Annotated in this window: 20 protein-coding genes; 8 read left to right on the top strand and 12 right to left on the bottom strand. The window is 64.3% G+C overall.

All coding sequences use genetic code 11. The features are described 5' to 3' along the window. Positions 1 to 26: 26 nt before the first annotated feature. On the top strand, positions 27 to 2,288 hold the full coding sequence (locus ACX1DW_RS12455) for a TonB-dependent receptor (RefSeq protein WP_458991652.1): 2,262 nt from the start codon (positions 27 to 29) through the stop codon (positions 2,286 to 2,288). Between the two features lie 58 nt (positions 2,289 to 2,346). On the opposite strand, the gene ACX1DW_RS12450 is transcribed toward ACX1DW_RS12455, so the two are convergent. From ACX1DW_RS12450 to ACX1DW_RS12425, 6 genes are all read right to left on the bottom strand, one after another. Further along, positions 2,347 to 3,900 (bottom strand): sulfite reductase subunit alpha, encoded by a 1,554-nt coding sequence (locus tag ACX1DW_RS12450; protein ID WP_458991651.1) that lies wholly within the window; start codon positions 3,898 to 3,900, stop codon positions 2,347 to 2,349. A gap of 69 nt (positions 3,901 to 3,969) precedes the next feature. Next, entirely contained in the window at positions 3,970 to 4,842 is an 873-nt protein-coding gene (locus tag ACX1DW_RS12445; protein WP_458991650.1) for a DUF4198 domain-containing protein, read from the bottom strand. 14 nt (positions 4,843 to 4,856) lie between these two features. Further along, a complete protein-coding gene (locus ACX1DW_RS12440; RefSeq protein WP_110778019.1) occupies positions 4,857 to 5,366 on the bottom strand; it encodes a DUF2271 domain-containing protein in 510 nt (169 codons plus the stop codon). A 9-nt stretch (positions 5,367 to 5,375) separates the two neighbouring features. Continuing rightward, complete coding sequence (locus ACX1DW_RS12435) at positions 5,376 to 5,969, bottom strand: PepSY-associated TM helix domain-containing protein (protein WP_458991649.1); 594 nt, start codon at positions 5,967 to 5,969, stop codon at positions 5,376 to 5,378. 157 nt (positions 5,970 to 6,126) lie between these two features. Then, complete coding sequence (locus ACX1DW_RS12430) at positions 6,127 to 8,331, bottom strand: TonB-dependent receptor domain-containing protein (RefSeq protein WP_458991648.1); 2,205 nt, start codon at positions 8,329 to 8,331, stop codon at positions 6,127 to 6,129. Between the two features lie 178 nt (positions 8,332 to 8,509). Then, positions 8,510 to 9,214, bottom strand: a complete 705-nt coding sequence (locus ACX1DW_RS12425; protein WP_161611484.1) for an SIMPL domain-containing protein — start codon at positions 9,212 to 9,214, stop codon at positions 8,510 to 8,512. A gap of 150 nt (positions 9,215 to 9,364) precedes the next feature. On the opposite strand from ACX1DW_RS12425, the gene ACX1DW_RS12420 reads away from it, so the two are divergent. The 6 genes from ACX1DW_RS12420 (at position 9,365) to ACX1DW_RS12395 (ending at position 14,242) form a co-directional block, all read left to right on the top strand. Beyond that, positions 9,365 to 10,618, top strand: coding sequence for an ATP-binding protein (locus tag ACX1DW_RS12420; protein WP_110778015.1), 1,254 nt, complete (start codon positions 9,365 to 9,367; stop codon positions 10,616 to 10,618). Positions 10,619 to 10,651: 33 nt separating this feature from the next. Further along, entirely contained in the window at positions 10,652 to 11,212 is a 561-nt protein-coding gene (locus tag ACX1DW_RS12415; protein ID WP_014821408.1) for a response regulator transcription factor, read from the top strand. Positions 11,213 to 11,340: 128 nt separating this feature from the next. Continuing rightward, positions 11,341 to 12,282: an AEC family transporter gene (locus ACX1DW_RS12410; RefSeq protein ID WP_063544359.1), complete on the top strand. Its 942-nt coding sequence runs from the start codon at positions 11,341 to 11,343 to the stop codon at positions 12,280 to 12,282. A 197-nt stretch (positions 12,283 to 12,479) separates the two neighbouring features. Then, a complete protein-coding gene (locus tag ACX1DW_RS12405) occupies positions 12,480 to 13,463 on the top strand; it encodes a M23 family metallopeptidase (protein WP_458991647.1) in 984 nt (327 codons plus the stop codon). After that, positions 13,444 to 13,800 (top strand): hypothetical protein, encoded by a 357-nt coding sequence (locus tag ACX1DW_RS12400; protein WP_200600163.1) that lies wholly within the window; start codon positions 13,444 to 13,446, stop codon positions 13,798 to 13,800. The genes ACX1DW_RS12405 and ACX1DW_RS12400 overlap by 20 nt, the downstream gene beginning before the upstream one ends. A gap of 16 nt (positions 13,801 to 13,816) precedes the next feature. After that, positions 13,817 to 14,242: a bactofilin family protein gene (locus ACX1DW_RS12395; protein WP_200600161.1), complete on the top strand. Its 426-nt coding sequence runs from the start codon at positions 13,817 to 13,819 to the stop codon at positions 14,240 to 14,242. Between the two features lie 43 nt (positions 14,243 to 14,285). On the opposite strand, the gene ACX1DW_RS12390 is transcribed toward ACX1DW_RS12395, so the two are convergent. The 6 genes from ACX1DW_RS12390 to gatC form a co-directional block, all read right to left on the bottom strand. Continuing rightward, a complete protein-coding gene (locus ACX1DW_RS12390; RefSeq protein ID WP_133456171.1) occupies positions 14,286 to 15,371 on the bottom strand; it encodes a calcium/sodium antiporter in 1,086 nt (361 codons plus the stop codon). A gap of 37 nt (positions 15,372 to 15,408) precedes the next feature. Further along, a complete protein-coding gene (locus ACX1DW_RS12385) occupies positions 15,409 to 16,494 on the bottom strand; it encodes a calcium/sodium antiporter (protein WP_200600159.1) in 1,086 nt (361 codons plus the stop codon). A 63-nt stretch (positions 16,495 to 16,557) separates the two neighbouring features. Continuing rightward, on the bottom strand, positions 16,558 to 16,959 hold the full coding sequence (locus tag ACX1DW_RS12380) for a septal ring lytic transglycosylase RlpA family protein (protein ID WP_200600157.1): 402 nt from the start codon (positions 16,957 to 16,959) through the stop codon (positions 16,558 to 16,560). A gap of 123 nt (positions 16,960 to 17,082) precedes the next feature. Beyond that, positions 17,083 to 18,528 carry an Asp-tRNA(Asn)/Glu-tRNA(Gln) amidotransferase subunit GatB gene (gene gatB, locus ACX1DW_RS12375; protein WP_125868257.1) on the bottom strand — a complete coding sequence of 482 codons (1,446 nt, stop codon included), beginning with the start codon at positions 18,526 to 18,528 and terminating at the stop codon, positions 17,083 to 17,085. Positions 18,529 to 18,539: 11 nt separating this feature from the next. Further along, complete coding sequence (gene gatA, locus ACX1DW_RS12370) at positions 18,540 to 19,991, bottom strand: Asp-tRNA(Asn)/Glu-tRNA(Gln) amidotransferase subunit GatA (RefSeq protein ID WP_200600153.1); 1,452 nt, start codon at positions 19,989 to 19,991, stop codon at positions 18,540 to 18,542. Between the two features lie 14 nt (positions 19,992 to 20,005). Further along, entirely contained in the window at positions 20,006 to 20,293 is a 288-nt protein-coding gene (gene gatC, locus ACX1DW_RS12365; protein WP_063544381.1) for an Asp-tRNA(Asn)/Glu-tRNA(Gln) amidotransferase subunit GatC, read from the bottom strand. A 318-nt stretch (positions 20,294 to 20,611) separates the two neighbouring features. Here gatC and mreB point away from each other — a divergent pair, with 318 nt between their 5' ends. Beyond that, positions 20,612 to 21,649 (top strand): rod shape-determining protein MreB, encoded by a 1,038-nt coding sequence (gene mreB / locus ACX1DW_RS12360; protein ID WP_003292433.1) that lies wholly within the window; start codon positions 20,612 to 20,614, stop codon positions 21,647 to 21,649. The last annotated feature ends 91 nt before the right edge of the window (positions 21,650 to 21,740 follow it).

Here is a 21,740-nt window from a genome sequence, read left to right as displayed (position 1 = left end):
ATCAACTTTCCAAGGATCCGCATTACATGTCGCGTCAGTCTCTAGAACTGGCCCAGCCACCTCGCGTGTTGGCTTCGGCTATTGGTGTTGCCCTAACCGCTTTCTCCGCCCCCTCCATCGCCCAGTCCGCGCCGGATATCACCGCTGCGCGCGGCGAGGCGCCAGTTGCGCTCGACGAAGTGACCGTGATCGGCGAGCAGGAGCAAAGCTACAAAGCCGATACCTCCGCTTCGAAGAAGTACACCGCGCCGCTGCGCGAGACCCCAAAATCGGTCACCGTGATCACCGATCAGGTGATCCGCGACACCGGCTCGCTCACGCTGGTCGACGCGTTGCGTACCACCTCCGGCATTACCTTCGGTGCGGGTGAGGGCGGCAACCCGGCGGGTGACCGGCCGATCATTCGCGGCTTCAACGCCGAGAGCGACACCTTTATCGATGGCCTGCGCGACGTGGGTTCGCAGACCCGCGAGATCTTCAACGTCGAGAGCATCGAGGTGAGCAAGGGGCCGGGTTCTGCCTACACCGGTGCCGGCTCCACAGGCGGCAGCCTGACCCTGATCAGCAAGACCGCCAAGCAGTACGACTTCGGCGACGCCAGTGTCACCCTCGGCTCGGACCAGACCCGCCGCTACACGCTGGACGTCAACCGCGTGCTGGGTGACAACGTCGCCGGCCGCCTGAACCTGATGAAGCACGAGGCCAACGTTGCCGGCCGCGATGGCGTTGACGTCAGCCGCTGGGGCGTGGCGCCGACCATCACCTTCGGCTTCGATACGCCGACCCGGGCGACGCTGTCTTACTACCACCTGGAAACGGATGACATGCCGGATTACGGCATTCCGCTGACTGTGGCCACACCGAGCAATCCGCGCCGCGAGCCGGTGAGCGTGGATCGCGATAACTTCTACGGGCTGGAGAGCCGCGACTTCCGCGAGAGCACCACGGATGCCGGCACGATTCGCCTGGAGCACGACCTGAACGAGAACCTGACCGTCTCCAACACCACGCGAATCGCCCGTACCACACTGGATTACATCGTCACCAACCCGGACGACTCGCGCGGCAACGTGCCCAACGGGCTGGTTTCGCGAGCAGCCAAGAGCCGCAACTCCAATACCCAGAGCTGGGTCAACCAGACTGATCTGACCGCGCGCTTCGATACCGGCGGCATCGAGCACACCCTGGTGACGGGCGTGGAGATCAACGATGTTGGCGTGCACAACCGCCCATATGTCGTGACACAAGGGATCGACGGTCGGGGTTGCTCGGCTGCCTCGCTGGCATCTGGTGACTGCACCAGCCTGTACAACCCGAGCCCCAAGGATGCCTGGACCGGCAGCATTGCGCGCAGCACCGCGACGACCGATACCGACACCGAAACGCTGGCGGCCTATGTATTCGATACGCTGAAGTTCAACGAGCAATGGTCGCTGAACATGGGCCTGCGCTACGACGACTACGAAACGGAGCAGAAGGCCGTATCCACCGATGGTGTGATAACCCGTCCGGAAAACAAGAGCCACTTCTGGAACTATCAGCTGGGTCTGGTCTTCAATCCGTTGCCCAATGGCAGCATCTATGCGGCCTGGTCGACCTCCAGCAATCCGTCCGGCGAGACCGGTGGCGAAGGCTCCGATGCACTCAGCGTGAACAACGAGGTTCTCGATCCGGAGCGCAATCGCAACTACGAGATCGGCACCAAGTGGGACTTCTTCGATGAGCGTCTGGGCCTGACTGCCGCGCTGTTCCGCACCGAGAAGACCAATGCACGTGTGACCAACGCCAGCGGCTTCCAGGAAAGCATCGGTGAAACCCAGGTCGACGGCCTGGAACTGGGCGCCACCGGCCAGATCACCCGTAACTGGCAGGTGTTCGCCAGCTATACCTATCTGGACGCCGAGCTGGTCAAGTCCGGGGCCGCCAACATCGGTACGCGCGCGGCGCCGGTGTACGTGGAAGGGCTTTACGACGGTAACGAGGTACCCAGCACGCCGAAGCACAGCTTCAGCTTCTGGAACACCTACAACCTGACCCAGGACCTGACCATCGGTGGCGGTGCGACTTACGTCGACTCCCGCTTCGGCGATGCGGCCAACAACATCGAGGTGCCTGAGTACTGGCGCTACGATGCGATGGCCGCCTATCGCGTCAGCAAGAACCTGGACCTGCAGCTGAACGTGCAGAACCTGACCGACAAGCGCTATTTCGATCAGGTCTACGGCAGCCACTACGCCCATGTTGCGGCCGGTCGTACTGCATTGCTGAGCACCAACTTCCACTTCTGATCCCGCTATGAAAACGACAAAGGCCGCTCTTCGAAGCGGCCTTTGTCGTTGAGGGGCGTCAGTACAGGTCGCGGCGATAGCGCCCCTGTTCGCTCAGCTGTTCCAGTCGCGCCTGGCCGAGCAGGCCGAGCAGGATCTGCTGCACTTCCTGGCCCATACCTTCCAGGCTGCCACAGACATAGATCGCCGCGCCCTGATCGACCCAGTGGCGCAGGTCGTCGGCCCCATCCCGCAGGACGTGCTGCACATAGCGCTTCTCCGGCTGGTCGCGGGAGAACGCCAGGTCCAGCCGCTGCAGATGGCCGCTTTCATGCCACTGCGTTAATTCGTCCTGGAATAGATAGTCATGCGCCGCGTTGCGCTCGCCGAACAGCAGCCAGTTGCGCGAGCCCTGATGTGCGGCACGTTCGCGCAAGTGCGCACGCAGTCCGGCGATGCCCGTGCCGTTGCCGATCAGGATGAGTGGCGTGGCGGCGTCCGGGCCGTGGAATGCGGGGTTGCTGCGGATGCGCAGATCGATCTCTTCGCCAATGGCCGCGTAGCGGCATAACCAGCCGGAACCGAGCCCGGGCGTGCCGTCGGCGTGGGAGGCTTCACGCACCACCAGTTGCACGGCGCCGTCCGCCGGTATCGAGGCGATCGAGTATTCGCGATGCGGCAATAGCGGCAGGGCCAGCAACGCCTCGGCGTCGAGGCCGCGCAGGTCGCCAGTGGTGGGCAGGCGCCTTCTGGACAGCTGCGCGGCCAGGCTCTGGCCATCGAAAAACTCGTGCGGATCGAGGCCTGAATCGTGCAGCAAGGCTTCAATGCGGGCGGGGGCGTGGCGCGGGCCGACCTCGACGATATCGCCCGCGCGCCATGATGCCTGCTCGCTCGGCGGCGCAAGAGTCAGCAGTTGTACCGGCGCACCGGAGCTGCCGGGGTTGAGGCAATGCCGGCCGGTCAGGCGCCAGATTTGATAGGGTGCCGGCAGCCAGTCACTGAAATTGCTGTTGCCGCTTAAATGGGCCAGCTGCTGTTGCCAGTGACGCAGCACGCCGGGATCGGCTTGGTCAGCCTCCAGGCGATCGAACAGTGGCGTGGCGCCGCATTGGCGCATTCGTTCATCCAGACGCTGGCCGAAGGCACAGAAGTGGCGGTATTGGCGATCACCGAGGGCCAGTACGGCGTATTCCAGCGATCGCGCCTGGATGCCAGCGGCGGCGAGCCGCTGCTCGAAGCGGGCCGCATTGTCCGGCGCCTCGCCTTCGCCATAGGTGCTGACGACGAACAGGACGCGCGGGGCCGGCCAATCATTCGGGTCCAGCGCATTGAGTGGCAGCAGCAGCGTCTGCACGCCTGCGTCGCGCAGCTGCGCTGCGCTGCGTTCGGCGAAGCCCTGTGCCTGGCCGCCCTGGCTGGCGTAGGCGACCAGCAGCTGTGCCGGGCCATCTACGGCCACTCGCGGGCGCAGCCGCCCACGCCAGCAGTGCAGCGAAAGCGCGAGATACAGCGCGATCACCACTGCCGCGCTGACCTCCCGCGCCGGTTGCCACCAGAGCAGGCAGCTCGCGACGACGATACAGCTGTACAGCGGCCAGGCGCGCACGAGGGATAAGAAGGATGAGTGCAACGGAAGGCTCATCGATGAGGGGGATAAGGCAGGCCCGAGCCGTCATCACGGCGCGGGCCTTTCGGCGCGTCAGGGCGCCAGCACTTCCAGGGTTGCGCTGTAGCTGGCGCGGCGCTCGGTTGCCGGCTTGCTGACGCCGTTGTCGGTGGTCAGCTCGGCTTCCATCCAGTACATACCTGCTTCCGGCCAGGTGATGCTGACCTTGCCGTCCTTGTCGGTTTTCGCCTTCATCTCACCGAGCTCGTCGCGGTAGCGGTTGCCGCCCGGGATCACGCTGATCTCGACATCGGCGGCCGGCTTGCCATCGAGCAGGAAGACGAACTCGGCCGCCTCGCCGGCGAACAGGTCGTTGGGGTGGGTGACGGGTTTGAGCTCCAGGCCCTGGCCGGTCGGGGAGAGCGCGTCGGTGGAAGGCGCACCGGAGGTGACGAACACTTCCATGCGGTTGCTGGTCTGGCTGACCTTGAGCCCTTCGGCCTTCGCCGGGACGTCCTTGGCGAAGCTTTCCGCGGTGCCCATCCAGCGGCGCGGCTGACCGTTTTCCTTCCAGCTGGCGAACAGGCCATTGTTGGCCACGGCCAGCTTGTAGGTGCCTTTCTGGCTCAGCTGCACATCGAAGGTGCTGCGGTAGCGGCCGATGGCGCCGTTCTGTGCCGCGACCTTGGAACCATCCGGCGCAATGATCTGCAGTTCCGGCACCGGCCGGCGCATGCCCGGCGGGCCGCCTGCCGGCGCCTGGGCTGCCTCGCCGATGCCCTTGAGGCGCATCGGTACGTGTTCGAAGTAGAACAGATCGTTGGAAACGGCAGCGTCGACGGTGATCCAAGGCTCTTCGCCGGAGAGCACGGTGGCCGACGGCAGCATCCAGGCGCGGTGGGCCTGGGCCGACAGCGGCAGGCAGATGGCGAGCGCCAGGGTGGTCCATTTGATGACGGGTTTCATGGCGTGCTTCCTGTTCATGGGGTCAGCTTGAGGGTGATGGCGCCCAGCTCGCTCTTGCCCTGGGCTTTGTGTTCGGCGTTCTGCTGGGGCGGCCAGCTGAACGGCACGCGCAGCAGCTCGCGGCCGCCGACCTCTCGAGCGGCTTCGACCACCACGCGGTACTCGCCGACCTCCAGCGTTTTGAACGGCGCCTGCTGGTCGGAGAACTTAAGGCTGTGGCTGCCCACGGCACGGGTGGCACCGCTGACGCCATCGACCGGCATTTCCAGGCTGCGGCCGCTGCGGCGCCACCACTGGCGCAGATCCTTGAGCCACTTTTCGCCTTCCTTGTCCTTGAGCTTGGTGTCGTACCACACCGCCAGATTGGCGACATGGCTCTGGTCCGGGCGTTCCAGCCAGATGGCCACGTACGGGCGGTGGTACTCGGCGACATCCAAACGCGGGATTTCCACGTCCAGCTGCAGATCCGCCGCGTGCAGCGGGGCGCTGAGCAGGGCGAGGGGCAACAACAGGCGTTTACGCATGAGCGTTCCTTAATGAATGAAGAGCAGCGCCAGCAGCAGCGGGATCACCAGCCCCAGGCCTACCAGGGGCCAGGTGCTGGGCCGGTTGCCGGCGTGACGTTGCAGGAGCAGCAGACCGGTGAGGCTGAACACCACACAGGCCACGGCGAAGAAGTCGATGAACCAGCTCCAGGCCTCGCCGGTGTGGCGGCCCTTGTGCAGGTCGTTGAAGTAGGCGATCCAGCCGCGGTCGGTCGACTCGTATTCCAGTTCGCCGGTTTCGGTACTCAGGCTCAGCCAGGCATCTCCACCGGGGCGGGGCAGGGCGACGTAGAGCTCTCCATCGCTCCATTCGGCTTCACGTCCGGTCAGGCGGATTTCCAGGGTCTGCTCCAGCCACTCGCGCAGTTCGGTGGGAAGGCCCGACTCAGGCACTTCGGCCTGCAGGGTGGTGAGCAGAGGGGCAGGAAGCTGCGCAGCGCGGCTTTGCACCTGCGGTTTGCTCTCGATCTGCCCGGCGTGATTCAGCGTGATGCCAGTGACCGCGAACAGCAGCATGCCAACCAGGCATAGCGCGGAGCTGATCCAGTGCCATTGGCGCAGGGTGCCGAGCCAGATATACATGGGGGGCCTTGTCGTGCGGGAACGTGGGCGAATTCTAGGGCCACTGACGCGGTAATGCTAAAGATTTACAAACAGCATACATTCGCGTCTTTTCCGTTCCGGTGGGACGAGAAACAACAGAGCCGGGATGATCCCGGCTCGTCGTATCGCCTTCAGGTCAGAAGGTCAGGTTGGCTGACAGCCAGAGGCGGCGGCCTTCTTCCACGAGGCCTGTGGTGGCTGCGCCTGAGTGGCTGTAGTCGGTGCCGTAGGCCGTGCCGTTTGCGCTTCCGCCGTTGGAGTAGGTGGTGTAGGCCTTGCCGTCGACGAAGTCCTTGTCGAAGAGGTTGTAGATCGTTGCGTTGAGCGTCAGGTTCTCCGTAGCCCGATACGACCCGCCCAGGTGAAACAGGGTGTAGGCCTTGGCGTTCTTGCCCAGCGTGTCGTAGATCGACTGACTGGTGGAATAGCTGCCGTTGGCGTTAGCGAGGTTCTCGTAGCTGGAGGTGAAGCGCGCGCGCTCGCCGCGATACTCGCTCTTCAGCCACAGGCCCAAGCGGTCGGTGGTCTGCCAGTCGAGTTTGGCATTGGCCAGGTGCTCGGGCGTGTTGGTCAGCGGCTCTCCCTTGTTATCGCCGCTCTTCTGCTCGCTGTCGGTGTAGGTGTAGTTGGCGCTCAGCTTCCAGGCTGGCGCGAACTGCCAGCTGCCGGCCAGCTCCAGGCCACGGGTCACCGCTTCGTCGACATTGATCTGCTGCGAGCAGGTGCCGTTGGTGTTGCCTGCGCACAACGGACTGACGATCGGGTCGCCGCTGGCGATCTTGTCCTTGAACTTGTTATGGAACAGCGTGGCGTTGGCGCTGAAGCCGGTCAGGCTGTCGAAATAGGCGCCGAACTCGGTGCTGGTGGTGGTTTCGGGGTCCAGGTCGGGGTTGCCGATGGTGATGATGGTGCCCTGGCCGGTTACACCGTTGATGCCGCCATGCAGGTCGTTCAGGTCCGGCGTCTTGTAGCCTTTGCTGATGCCGCCCTTGAGGGTCCAGCTGTCAGTGGTGTTCCAGACCAGATAGGCGCGCGGACTGACATGTCCGCCAAAGGACTCGTGGTCGTCATAGCGGGCGCCGAGGGTCAGTGCCAGATCATCGCGCAGGCGCCACTCGTCCTCGGCAAACAGGGCCCACGTCTTCTGCTCGAACTCGGTCTGGGCGATGCCGTCGGTCATTTCCGCCTTCCACCACTGACCACCGACGGTGGCGATGTGCGATTCGCCGATTGGCGCGACCAGCTTGGTGTCGAAGACCAGGTTGGTGGTTTCCAGCTCGCGCGGATCGCCCCCGGTCGCGCCGGGTACTGCGGTGGGCGCGCCGATGGTGCCGGGGATCGTCCGGCCGATGGTTTCGGTGGTGTTGTGCATCAGGCTGGAATCCAGCGTGCCGAAACCGAGGCGACCGGTGTGGGTCAGGGCGATCTGCTCGCGCTCGAAGCGAAGTTCGTCGTCATAGCCGTTCGCGGCGGTAGCCGGTGCGGTACAAGCCCTGTTCAGACCATCGAGGGTGCCAAGCTGACACTCATCGTTGTTGTACACCTGGCGTCCACGTTCGACATCCAGGGACAGGTCATGGTCATCGTGCGGCGTGAGCGTCAGGCGCGCTCCGAGATTATGGGTGCGGCCGTCGACCGGAGAAGGGCCGCGTTTGCTCACCTCGACACCGTTGCCATAGGTCAGATCCGACTCCTGGCGGTCGAACAGGCTGCCGCGGACTTGCAGGCCGAGCAGGCCGTCGATCAGTGGGCCGCTGGCGTAGACGCTGGTGTTGCGGGTGTCGCCGAAGTCGCGGTCTTGTTGATAGGTGTAATCCTGGGTCAGCGAGCCGGTCCACTCCTTGCCCACCTTGCGCGTGATGATGTTGATCACCCCGCCCATGGCATCGGAGCCGTAAAGCGTCGACATCGGCCCTCGAATCACCTCGATGCGTTCGATGGCGGACAGCGGCGGCATGAAGCTGGTGGAGGTTTCGTTGAAACCGTTCGGCGTGACATTGCCTGCGGCGTTCTGCCGGCGGCCGTCGATGAGGATCAGCGTGTACTGGCTGGGCATGCCGCGAATGCTGATGTTCAGCCCGCCGGTTTTGCCGGTGCTCTGGCCGATATCGATGCCTTCCACGTCGCCCAAGGCCTGCGCCAGGTTGTTGTAGCGCTTCTGCTGCAGATCTTCACGGCTGATGACGCTGATGCTGGCCGGCGCTTCGGTGATCTTCTGTTCGAAGCCTGCGGCACTGACGACCGTGTCGTTGAGCGTGACGGGCGCGTTCTGGGCCAGGGCCGTCCAGCTGCAGCCGATCAGGGCGCAGGACAGGGCGGTACGTGCGAAGGGGATGGACATACGGGCTCCTTGTAGCCGTCTCGTTGGCGCCCGCATGATAATCATTCGTAAACGAGAATTTACGCTTTACTGCATTGATTTCTCATTTGTGGTTTCGAATCGGTCGCCAGCCCTTGAACGACGCGGGCTGGCCATTTGTAAGAAGATATTAAAAAGTGGTCCGAATGGTCAGTTTCGGTCACGGCATCTGAACTTCGATGACGCCGTCGGCGTTGATCGTGACCTGGCGAGTGCCGGCTTCGATCTCCGGTACTGGAGCCGACTCCATCATGTCCATCTTCATCGCGCTGCTACGCATGACCGGCTGGAAGCCGCCGCCGTTGAGGTTCAGGCTCACCAGCTTGTAACCGCTGCCGCCGAGCGCTTCGGTGGCGAGTTGGGCGCGCGCCTGGAAAGCCGCTACGGCGTCCTTGAGCAGAGCATCCTCGTTCTGCTTGCGGATCGGATCCGACACGCTGAAATGCATGCCGCCCATCTTCAGATTCTTCATCAATTCGGCGGTCAGCTTCGACAGGCTGGCGAAATCGCCGCTTTCCAGGCGAATCTCCGCACGCTCGCGCCAGCCGGTGATCTGCTGCCCCTTGTCGTCATAGACCGGATAGCTGTTGCGACTGCCCTGGCTGACGATCACATCTTTGTTCTGGCGAGCCGTCTGTATGGCCTGGTTCAGTGTGCGGGTCGTCTGTGCCGCGAGCTGGGCGGGATCGCTGTGCTGTGCCTCGCTGTACAGCGTGACGTGCATGCGGTCATGAGCGACTTCGCTGCTGACCTCTGCGCGCAGGGCAACCTGGTTGTAGCGCGGCTCTTCGGCCGTGGCGTTCAGACTGGTAAAGCTTGCGACCAGCGCCAGCAGTGCGGCACTGCGCAGTGGGTAATGGGACATGACGGTTCCTCGCTGGAGCACCCGAACGGTGCGATAGCGTCGACTCTACCTGCGCTGGCGAAAGCGTGCAGCCGTCCATGCGGCGCGTTGCCGCATTTCGGCTGGGCGGGAGGCGCCTTGGTTATACTCCGCCGAATCGTTGGAGAGCCCATGTACGCATCCGTCCCGCTGCTGTCGGCCAGCCGGCAGAATCTTCGGCTTCTTACCCTTATCCGCATCGTCGTACTGGCTGCACAATCCGGTGCGGTCGGCGTCGCTTATGCCACTCAGCTGCTGAGCCTGCCTTGGCTGGCCCTGGGGATCACGCTTGCCGTTTCGGCCGTGCTCTGCCTGGGCACGGCGCTGCGACTGCGTGGCCCGTGGCCGGTCACCGAGCTCGAGTATGCGGTGCATCTGGGCTGCGACCTGCTGATTCACAGCGCCCTGCTGTACTACTCCGGTGGCTCGACCAACCCCTTCGTCTCCTATTACCTGGTCCCGCTGACCATCGCCGCCGCCACGCTGCCCTGGCTCTATTCCATCGTGCTCTCCGGCCTCGCGCTATTGGGCTACACGCTGATGCTGGTCTGGTACGACCCGCTGGCGCTGCCGCCGTTCGAGCGCGCCACGCTGCAGGTCTACGGCATGTGGCTGAGCTTCGCTCTGGCAGCGGCGCTGATCACCTTCTTCGTCGCGCGCATGGCCGAGCAGCTGCGCCGTCAGGAGCAGCAGCAAGCCCAGCGCCGTGAAGAGAGCATGCGTGACCAGCAGCTGCTGGCCGTGGCGACGCAGGCTGCCGGTGCCGCCCACGAGCTGGGTACGCCGCTGGCGACCATGAGCGTGCTGCTCAAGGAATTGCGCCAGGAGTACAAGGATCCGCAGCTGAACGAGGATCTCGGCCTGTTGCAGTCGCAGGTTCAGCTCTGTAAGGAAAGCCTGCGCCAGCTGGTCCGTGCAGCCGAGGCGGACCGTCGTCAGGCAGTCGTCGAGCAGACGGCGCGCGAATGGGTCGACTCGGTCCTGCAGCGCTGGCACCTGATGCGTCCGGAGGCGACTTTCCGCTTCCACTGCGTCGGCCTCGGCAGTGCGCCGAAGCTGATGCCGCCGGCGGACCTCAGCCAGTCGCTGCTCAACCTGTTGAACAACGCCACCGACGCCAGCCCCGAGGACCTGGATATCCGCCTGGACTGGGACGCGCAGTGGATCAAGCTGACCATCCGCGACCATGGCGCAGGCGTTCCCCTGGCCATCGCCGAACAGATCGGTCGGCCGTTCATCACCACCAAGGGCAAGGGCTTCGGCCTTGGCCTGTTTCTCAGTCAGGCCAGCGTGACGCGCGCTGGCGGCACAGTGAAGCTCTACAATCACGAAGAAGGTGGCACACTGACCGAGTTGCGCCTGCCGCATGGTTCGGTGCGCGCCTGATCCTGATCGTGTCCAATGCGAGGAAATGCACAGATGACCGACGAATTGCAGCAAGAGGGCGAAGAACAACCTCATCTGCTGTTGGTGGATGATGACCCCACCTTCACCCGGGTAATGGCTCGCGCCATGAGCCGCCGCGGACTGCAGGTCAGCATCGCCGGTTCGGCCGAGGAGGGGCTGGCCCTGGCCAAGCAGGACATCCCCGACTATGCGGTGCTCGACCTGAAAATGGAGGGCGATTCCGGCCTGGTGCTGCTGCCCAAGCTACTCGAGCTGGACCCGGAAATGCGTGTGCTGATTCTTACCGGCTACTCCAGCATCGCCACCGCGGTGGAGGCGATCAAGCGCGGCGCCTGCAACTACCTGTGCAAGCCAGCCGACGCAGACGATGTGCTGGCCGCGCTGCTTTCCCAGCATGCCGACCTGGACAGCCTGGTTCCGGAAAACCCCATGTCGGTCGACCGCCTGCAATGGGAGCACATTCAGCGCGTACTCAGTGAGCACGACGGCAACATCTCCGCGACCGCGCGTGCGCTGGGCATGCACCGTCGGACCCTGCAGCGCAAACTGCAGAAAAGACCGGTTCGGCGCTGAGCCGGAGCCGATAGCGCGAGCCGGGCGTGGCCGCCCGGCCGTTGGTGGAGGCATAGGGGGAATACGCCGGTCGAGCCCTCGCGGTGTGCTTGCTTTATGCTTGCGCTTTCGTTGTTGCAGGCGCCTTCATGCTCCCCCTCATTCTGCAGACCCTGAGCGTCACCGCTCCGGTGTTCGCGATGCTCTTTCTCGGCGTTGCGCTCAATCGCCTGGGCTGGATCGACGCAGCTTTCGTGCATACCGCCTCGGCACTGGTGTTCAGGGGCACCATGCCGACGCTGCTGTTCATCTCCATCATCAAGGCCGATCTGAACGCGGCGCTGCAGCCCGCACTGCTGCTCTATTTCGTCGGGGCCACGATCGTCACCTTCGGCCTGGCCTGGAGCTGGGCCCTCTGGCGCTGCCCGGCAGCCGACCGGGGTGTATACGTGCAGGGCGCGTTCCGCGGTAACAATGGAATCGTCGGGCTCGCGCTAGCCAGCAGCCTGTACGGTGACTACGGGCTCTCCCTCGGCGGCGTGCTGGCCGGAGTGGTGATCCTCGTCTACAACAGCCTGTCCGCGGTGGTGCTGGCCATCTACAGTCCGGGCGGGCGGGTCGGAGCAAGGGACATCCTGCTCAGCATCCTGCGTAATCCCCTGATCATAGGTGTCCTGGCCGCGGTACCGTTCGCCTACTGGCAGGTCGCGTTGCCGGGCTGGCTGATGACGTCCGGGCAATACTTCGCGCAGATGACGCTTCCGCTTGCGTTGATCTGCATCGGCGCGACGCTGACCCTGGACGTGTTGCGCCAGAGCAGCGGCAGCGCGCTGAGTTCGAGCCTGATGAAGATGGTCTGGCTGCCGGCCGTCGCGACACTCGGCGCCTGGGCCTTCGGCTTTCGCGGAGCCGAGCTGGGCATTCTGTTTCTTTATTTCGCCAGCCCGACCGCTGCCGCGAGCTTCGTCATGGCGCGCGCGGTCAACTCCAATCATCAGCTGGCGGCGGCCATCATCGTCATCACCACGTTGATGGCGGCCCTGAGCATCAACCTCGGATTGTTCCTGCTGCGCTGGCTGGGCTGGATCTAGCATGGCGCCGGACGTCCTGCACTACGGTGCTGCCGTCCGTCGCTAATGTGACGGATATCGGCTTTTCGCGTGTGGCTGGCGCAGTGAACGCCGTAATCGGTCATCAGGCCTCAGAAAAAAAAGCCCGTTTGCGTCAAATTGTCCCGATCGATCAACGGCTTGCCTGACAGGGGCCGTTCAGCGCTTCGGAAACTGCCATGTCCTTCTTCAAACCTTCGAACCGCTCGTTGACGCGGGACGGTATACGTATCGTCAGTCCACGCCGACTACTGCCCCCTGGGCTCGCATTGCTGCTGAGTCTGAGTACTGGTGGATTCGCCAGTGGCGTCTGGGTAGGACTCGAGCTGGGGGCACAGCCAGCCGTGCAGGTGGCGGATGAGGCTGTGCTTGGCAACGAAGGACAGTTCGCCATTGCCCGCGTCGGCGAGGTCGTCGGGCGGCTGAAGTCGCTGGAGTCCGATCTGCTTGCCCTGCAGCGATTGATGGACGAGCAGCGCACGCTGCAGGCCCAGCTGTCTGCGCTCGATCCTGCACTGCTACCGGTGCTTGCGCCGGAACGCGAGAAGCAACCGCGCAATACAGGGCAGGGTGGTGTGCTGCTTCCCCCGCTCGGCTGCTCGGCAACCATGCAAGAGCTTCCAGGCGTGACGCTGACCGACCTGGCGCACACTGAGGCCTCGGCGCGCTGCATGCGGATCATGCTCGATGCGCTGTTGCAGCGTGCGGCCGAGCGCAACGCCGCGTTGATGGCCATTCCCTCTCGCCGCCCGGTAGGCGAAGCTCGCCTGGGCTCCGCCTTCGGCAATCGCATCGATCCCTTCCGCAAGACGCTGGCGTTCCATTCCGGTGTGGACTTTGCCCTGAAGTCCGGTTCCGACGTCGTCGCGGCGGCAGGCGGCCGGGTGCGCTTCGCGGGTTATCGCGGCGCCTATGGCAAGCTGGTGGAAATCGATCATGGCAACCGCTTGGTGAGTCGCTATGCGCATCTGTCGCGGCTCGACGTGCAACAGGGCGAGGTGGTCACCCCGGCGCAACGCATCGGAGCGGTCGGCTCCACCGGCCGCTCCACCGGCCCGCACCTGCATTTCGAAGTGCTGCACAAGGGGCGCTTCGTCGACCCGCAACGCTTCCTGGCCTTGAACGATCTGGAGCGCGTCGGCGATGGTCTGGCTGACGATTAGACGACCCACGACTCGCGAGCTGGTCCGCGCCGAGCACCGGCCACGGGCTGCGGCGGCCGGCGGCGTCGGTCGCTGGTGCATGCTCGCACTGCTATGCGTGATCGGTGCCCTGGTTTATCTGCGTGGCCACGAGCACGCGGTCCATGCACAGCGAATCGCTGAATTGCGGGAGCAGAGCGAAGCGCTCAACGCTGCGCTCGAGCGCAGCCGATTGCAGCGCCAGGAAACCCAGGCCACCGAAGAGCAGTTGCTAAAGCGTATTGCCACGCTGTCAGCGCAGGTCGAGCGCCTGCACACCGAGCTGGCCTTCTTCCGGCAGCAGAAGAAGGTTCGTTAACCCTTTGGAGCAAGCGATGTTCAGCAAGAAGAAACCGGTGGCTCGCGTCACCATCGACCAGTTTTCCAGTCTGATCTCCGGCAACCTCACAGTGGCGGGGGACGTGACGTTCGAAGACGGCCTGAAGGTGAGTGGCGAAGTACGCGGCAATGTCCGTCACAAGCCGGGCTCGCACAGTCTGCTCGCGCTCAGTGTCGAAGGGCGGATCGAGGGTAATGTCAGCAGCCATGATGCGCTGATCGACGGTACCATCATCGGCGATCTGACCGTGGAGCATCTACTTGAACTGCACTCCAACGCTCGGGTGCAGGGCAACATTCGCTATCGCCAGTTGAGCATGGAAAATGGCGCGGTGGTCGATGGAACGCTGAGTCGGATGGGTGACGAGGAAGAATCGGCGCAGCTCTTCGAGCTGCCGCGCCCGCAACAGCGTGAAGGCTGAGCGATGAGCGCGCGGATCATCTGCGCGCCCATCGCCTCGCCGCTTAGCGCTGGGTTTTCCAGGCGCGGCCCGCGATGACCAGCAGGGTGATGGCGGTCAGCGGCAGGGCATAGCCGATCATCGCATCGCCGAAGGTCTCGGCGAATGGTCGACCGGTACTGGTCAGTACCAGGTACAGCGTGTACGCCACGTAGTAGGCGAGGAACAGCGCGCCTTCCCAGCGCTTGATGCAGTAGCCGGCGAAGAAGATCGGCAGGCAGGCCACGGCGACCGCAATCATTACCGGGAAGTCGAATGCCAGTGCGTTGGACGACACGCCGATCGCCTGCGGCGAAACCAGCGAGGCCAGGCCTAGCACGCAGAGCAGGTTGAAGATGTTGCTGCCGACGATGTTGCCCACCGCGATATCACGCTCGCCGCGGAAGGCCGCCATGATCGATGTGGCCAGTTCCGGCAGCGAAGTGCCGACCGCGATCACGGTGAGGCCGATGACCAGTTCCGACAGGCCGAGCGCGCGTGCCAGCGCGACGGCACCCTCGACCAGGAAGTTGGAGCCGACGACCAGCAGTACCAGTCCAGCGAGCACCAGGCCGGCATTGATCAGGCCGGCATGGGGTTTGGCCGGTTCGTCGAGGCCGAACTCCTTGGCGAACTCGTCATCGGCAGCGGCCGCGCTCTCGCGACGGCTGCTGATCACCAGGAACAGGGTGTAGATCACCACGGCGCTGAACAGGATGGCGCCGTCGATGCGGCTGAGCTGGCCATCCCAGGCCAGGCCGAAGGTGACCAGGCTGGCGCCGATCATGATCGGTACGTCGAGGCGGATCAGCTGGCGCGACACCACCAGCGGGGCGACCAGTGCGGTCATGCCGAGGATCAGCAGCACGTTGGCGATATTGCTGCCGACCACGTTGCCGATGGCGATGTCGCCGCTGCCGTTGAGCGAAGCCTGCACACTTACCGCGGTTTCCGGGGCGCTGGTGCCGAAGGCGACCACGGTCAGGCCGATGACCAGCGGCGAAATGCCGAACTGGGCGGCGAGCTTGGCGGCGCCGCGAACCAGCACCTCGGCGCCGGCAACGAGCAGCACCAGGCCGGCAATGAGGTAGACAAAGGTCATCAGGGTCACGATAGAGGGCTCCGCAAAAGGCTGAAGAAACGAGAGGTCAACGCTGGCGTTGCCAGGCGCGCAGGAAGATCACCAAAAGCGTCACGGCCGTCAAGGGGAAGGCGAACCAGAGCATCGCATCGCGGAGCAGGTCAATGGCGCCGAGGCCGGTCGCGAACATCACCAGATAGAGGGTGTAGGCCAGGTAATAGGTGAAGAACAGCAGGCCTTCCCAGCGGCGGATGCAATATCCGGAAAAGAAAATCGGCAGGCAGGCGACGAACACCGCCAGCATCACCGGGAAGTCGAACGATTGCGCGTTCGGCGATATCGACAGGCCCTCGGCCGATACCGCGGCGCCAGCGCCGAGCACCAGCAACAGGTTGAATATGCAGCTGCCGACCACGTTGCCCACCGCGATGTCGCGCTCGCCCTTGATTACCGCGAGCACCGAGGTGGCCAGCTCCGGCATCGAGGTTCCGACAGCGACCACGGTCAGGCCGATGATCAGTTCCGACAGGCCCAATGCCCGCGCCAGATCGACCGCCCCTTCGATGAGTAGGTTCGAACCGCCGACCAGCAGGCTGAGGCCGAGCAGGATCAGTAGAAGCTGCCACACCCAGGCGAAGGGCTTGTCGCTATCGCCGGGGCCGAACTCGGTGGCGAACTCATCCACCCCCGCCACGGCTTTTTCCTTTTGACTGGCGATGACCAGAAACACCGTATAGCCCACCAGGGCGGCCAGCAGCACGGCGCCATCCAGCCGACTGATGCTGCCGTTCCAGGCCAGTGCGTAGCAGAGCAGGCCGGCACCGATCATCACCGGCACGTCCAGGCGGATCAGCTGGCGAGACACCAGCAGCGGTGCGATGAGCGCCGAGAGGCCGAGGATCAACAGGATGTTGGCGATATTGCTGCCGATCACGTTGCCCACCGCGATGTCGCCGCTGCCGCTCAGGGAGGCCTGCACGCTGACCGCCGTTTCCGGTGCACTGGTGCCGAAGGCGACCACGGTCAGGCCGATGATCAGCGGTGGAATGCCAAAGCGGCTGGCCAGCCGGGCGGCGCCGCGGACCAGGGCTTCGGCGCCGACGACGAGCAGCACCAGGCCGCCGATGAGGTAGGCGAAGGTGATCAGCGACATGCTGCCGCTCCAGTCGCAATGAGGTCGTTCGCAGGCGTCATGCAGTCTCGGTATTGGCTTGGTTCATGGGAGGGTTTCGATGCGGACGCGGACCACGCCACGCTCCAGCATGTCCAGTTGTGCAGCTGCGGCGCGGGACACATCGATGATGCGGCCACGCCGAAATGGTCCGCGGTCGTTGATGCGTACGATCACTTGCTTGCCGTTCTGCTGGTTGGTCACCCGCACGCGCGTGCCGAACGGCAGGCTGCGATGGGCTGCGACCAGTGCGTTCTGGTCGTGCGTTTCGCCATTGGCCGTGCGCTGCCCGTGGTGCATGCGCGCGTAATAGGACGCCTTGCCGCTCTGGGTGAAGCGCTCCTGGCTGGTGGCTGGTGCTTGCGGTGGCTGCGTTGGCTGGCGTTCGGCACAGCCCGCGGCCAGCAGAATCAGTGTCAGCAGGGTTACGAGGCGAGGCATTCGCATGAAATGTCCTTCCGTTGGGCAATCGCTTGGACGACAACCCGCGGCAGGCATGGCGAAGTACTGGCGGTGCCGGAAGCGATCATGGGGCACTGCGCGGCTCGACCGCGCAGTGCCGTGCTCAGCTTAGCCTTCGAGCTTCTTCTTCAGCAGTTGGTTCACCTGGCCGGGGTTGGCCTTGCCCTTGGAAGCCTTCATCGCCTGGCCGACGAAGAAGCCGAACATCTTGCCGCGCTTGGCTTCGTCGCTGGCGCGGTACTGTTCGACCTGCTCGGCGTTGGCCGCCAGCACCTCGTCGAGCATCGCTTCGATGGCGCCGGAGTCGGTGACCTGCTTGAGGCCCTTCTTCTCGATGATCTCATCGGCCGAACCTTCGCCGGCGGCCATGGCCTCGAAGACCATCTTGGCAATCTTGCCGCTGATGGTGTTGTCCTTGATGCGCAGGATCATGCCGCCCAGCTGCTCGGCGGTTACCGGCGACTGCTCGATTTCCAGGCCTTCCTTGTTGAGCAGGCTGGACAGCTCGCCCATTACCCAGTTGGCGGCCAGCTTGGCATCACCGCAGGTGGCATTGACCTGTTCAAAGTAGTCGGCCATCTCGCGACTGGCGGCCAGCACCGTGGCGTCATAGGCCGACAGGCCGAACTCGCGCTCGAAGCGTTCGCGTTTCTGCACCGGCAGCTCGGGCAGGCTGGCGCGCACCTCGTCGAGGAAGCTCTGCTCGATCACCACCGGCAGCAGGTCGGGGCAGGGGAAGTAGCGGTAGTCGTTGGCTTCTTCCTTGCTGCGCATGGAGCGCGTCTCGTCCTTGTTCGGGTCGTACAGGCGGGTTTCCTGCACCACCTTGCCGCCGTCCTCGATCAGTTCGATCTGCCGCTGCACCTCGTGGTTGATCGCCTTCTCGATAAAGCGGAAGGAGTTGACGTTCTTGATCTCGGCGCGGGTGCCGAACTCGGCCTGGCCCTTGGGCCGTACCGAGACGTTGCAATCGCAGCGCAGCGAACCTTCGGCCATGTTGCCGTCGCAGATACCCAGGTAGCGCACCAGCGCGTGGATCGCCTTGACGTAGGCGACCGCTTCCTTGGCGCTGCGGATGTCCGGCTCGGAGACGATCTCCAGCAGCGGCGTGCCGGCGCGATTCAGGTCGATACCGCTCATGCCGTGGAAGTCTTCGTGCAGGCTCTTGCCGGCGTCCTCTTCCAGGTGTGCACGGGTGATACCGATGCGCCGCGTGCTGCCATCTTCCAGAGTGATGTCCAGGTGGCCCTTGCCGACGATGGGATGATCCATCTGGCTGGTCTGGTAGCCCTTGGGAAGATCAGGGTAGAAGTAGTTCTTGCGCGCGAAGACGTTCTTCGGCGCGATCTCGGCGTCGATGGCCAGGCCGAACTTGCAGGCCATGCGCACGGCTTCGGCATTGAGCACCGGCAGGGTGCCGGGCATGCCGAGGTCGACCAGGCTGGCCTGGGTGTTGGGCTCGGCGCCAAAGGTGGTGGCGCTGCCGGAAAAGATCTTCGACTGGGTCGCGAGCTGTGCGTGAATCTCCAGCCCGATCACGGTTTCCCATTGCATCTTCAATCTCCTCAGAATCCGGCCGGGGCGCGCATGTGCCAATCGGTGACTTGTTGATACTGGTGCGCCACGTTGAGCAGGCGCGCTTCCTGGAAGTACGGCGCCAACAGCTGCACGCCCACCGGCAGGCCATCGATGAAGCCGGCCGGCATCGACAGTCCGGGGATGCCCGCCAGGTTGGCGGTGATGGTGTAGATGTCTTCCAGATAGGCGGAAACCGGATCGGCGTTCTTCTCGCCCAGCTTCCAGGCAAGGTTCGGCGTGGTCGGACCGAGAATCACATCGACCTCATCGAACGCGCTGACGAAGTCGTTCTTGACCAGTCGGCGAATCTTCTGCGCCTTGAGGTAGTAGGCATCGTAGTAGCCGGCCGACAGCGCATAGGTGCCGACCATGATGCGCCGCTTGACCTCGTCACCGAAGCCTTCGGCGCGCGAGCGCTTGTAGAGGTCGGTGAGGTCGGCCGGGTTCTCGCAGCGATAGCCGAAGCGCACACCGTCGAAGCGCGACAGATTGGAGCTGGCCTCGGCCGGCGCGATCACGTAATAGGAAGGGATCGCGTGCTGCATGTTCGGCAGGCTGATGTCCTTGACCGTGGCGCCGAGCTTCTTCAGTTCCTCGACGACCCCCATCACCGCGTCGGCGATCTTCGGGTCGAGGCCGGCACCGAAGTATTCCTTCGGCAGGCCGATGCGCAGGCCGGCGAGCGGCTGGCTCAGTGTTGCGAGGTAGTCGTCCAGTGGCTGGTCGACGCTGGTCGAGTCTTTCGGGTCGAAGCCGGCCATTGCCGAGAGCAGCAGCGCGCAGTCTTCGGCGGTGCGCGCCATCGGACCGCCCTGGTCGAGGCTCGAGGCGTAGGCCACCATGCCCCAGCGCGAGACGCGTCCATAGGTCGGCTTGAGACCGGTGAGGTTGGTCAGCGCGGCCGGCTGGCGGATCGAGCCGCCGGTGTCGGTGCCGGTCGCGGCGGGCAGCAGGCGCGCCGCAATGGCCGCGGCGGAACCGCCGGAAGAGCCGCCCGGTACCCGGGTCAGGTCCCAAGGGTTCTTCACCGGGCCGTAATAGCTCGACTCGTTGGCCGAGCCCATGGCGAATTCGTCCATGTTCAGCTTGCCGAGGGTGACCGTGCCGGCCGCTGCCAGTCGTTCCACCACGGTGGCGTCATAGGGCGCCTTGAAACTGTCGAGGATCTTCGAGCCGCAGCTGGTGCGAATGCCCTGGGTGCAGAACAGGTCCTTGTGGCCGATCGGCGCACCGAGCAGCGCGCCGCTCTCGCCGGTGGCGCGTCGTGCATCGGCAGCCTGGGCCTGGGCGATGGCGAGCTCACTGGTGACGCTGATGAAGCTGTTCAGCTGCGGATCGAGCTGCTCGATGCGGTTGAGCAGGGTGCGCGTCAGCTCTTCGGCCGAGAAGCGCTTTTCGCTGAGGTTGCGGGCGATCTCGGCAAGTGTCAGGTTGTGCATGTCGGTGTCCTTCATCACTCGATCACCCGCGGGACCAGATAAAGTCCGTTTTCCACCGCCGGGGCGATGGCCTGATAGGCGTCGCGCTGGTTGCGCTCGGTGACCTCGTCGGCACGCAGGCGCTGCGTGGTTTCCAGCGGGTGGGCCAGCGGCTCGATGCCGGTGGTGTCCACTGCCTGCATGCGGTCGATCAGGCCGAGAATGTTGTTGAGGGTTTCGGTGGTGCGAGGCAGGTCGGCTTCAGACAGGCCCAGGCGGGCCAGATGAGCGATCTTTTCCACCTCGGTGCGTTCAAGCGCCATCGGATATCTCCAGCGGAAAGCGAATCGGGCTGCGCCTTCCGTCGACTGGACGGGGCGCATGGCGGCACAGGGCGCGCCGCGGCAAGGGCTTTCAGGCCCGGAAAAGCCATCAATCTTACATGCCCGGGGCGTCGACCGGTAGCGCGGGGCGCGGCGAGACGCGCCTGATTGCGGCTTTAGCCCTGGCTTGCAGACGATGCGCGCAGTGGCTCACGTCTGGCGCGATGCAGGCGGACTCGCGCCTTGCCCTAAGTTCGCACCATTGTTAGAGTTTGCGGCACTTTTTTCCCCACGCGTTTGCCCCAGGGCCCTTTTCCCATGTTCAAGAAACTGCGTGGCATGTTTTCCAGTGATCTGTCGATCGACCTGGGCACTGCCAATACCCTTATTTATGTGCGCGATCGCGGCATCGTTCTCGACGAACCCTCTGTAGTTGCCATTCGCAGCCACGGTAACCAGAAGAGCGTCGTCGCCGTTGGTACCGAGGCCAAGCGCATGCTGGGCCGCACCCCGGGCAACATCAATGCGATCCGTCCGATGAAGGACGGTGTGATCGCCGACTTCAGTGTCTGCGAGAAGATGCTGCAGTACTTCATCAACAAGGTGCACGAGAACAGCTTCCTGCAACCCAGCCCGCGCGTGCTGATCTGCGTGCCTTGCAAGTCGACTCAGGTCGAGCGCCGGGCGATTCGCGAATCTGCACTGGGCGCCGGTGCACGGGAAGTCTTTCTGATCGAGGAGCCGATGGCTGCGGCGATCGGTGCCGGCCTGCCGGTCGACGAGGCGCGTGGCTCGATGGTCGTGGACATCGGTGGTGGCACCACCGAGATCGCACTGATCTCCCTCAATGGCGTGGTCTATGCCGAATCCGTGCGAGTCGGTGGCGATCGTTTCGATGAGTCCATCGTCACCTATGTACGCCGTAACTACGGCAGCCTGATCGGCGAATCCACCGCCGAGCGCATCAAGCAGGAAATCGGTACCGCATTCCCGGGTGGCGAGCTGCGCGAGGTCGATGTGCGTGGTCGCAACCTGGCCGAAGGCGTACCGCGCAGTTTCACGCTGAACTCCAACGAGGTGCTCGAGGCGCTGCAGGAGTCGCTGGCAACCATCGTCCAGGCGGTCAAGAGCGCGCTGGAGCAGTCGCCGCCGGAGCTGGCTTCCGATATCGCCGAGCGTGGCCTGGTACTCACCGGGGGCGGTGCCTTGCTGCGTGATCTGGACAAGCTGCTGGCGCAGGAAACCGGCCTGCCGGTAATCGTCGCTGAAGAGCCGCTGACCTGCGTCGCTCGCGGCGGCGGCCGTGCGCTGGAGATGATGGATCGGCACGCGATGGATCTGCTGTCCACCGAGTGAGGCGCTGCGCGCCGTTGATGACAAGCCGAAAGATCCGGTCACGCCGGCTTTCGGCTTGTCGCGTTCAGTCTGAAGCTTCAGCCGCGAGGTA

It is taken from the genome of Stutzerimonas sp. KH-1 (assembly GCF_054483855.1).
Note: the sequence above shows the minus strand (reverse complement) of the source record. Positions and strands in the feature narration are given on the sequence as shown.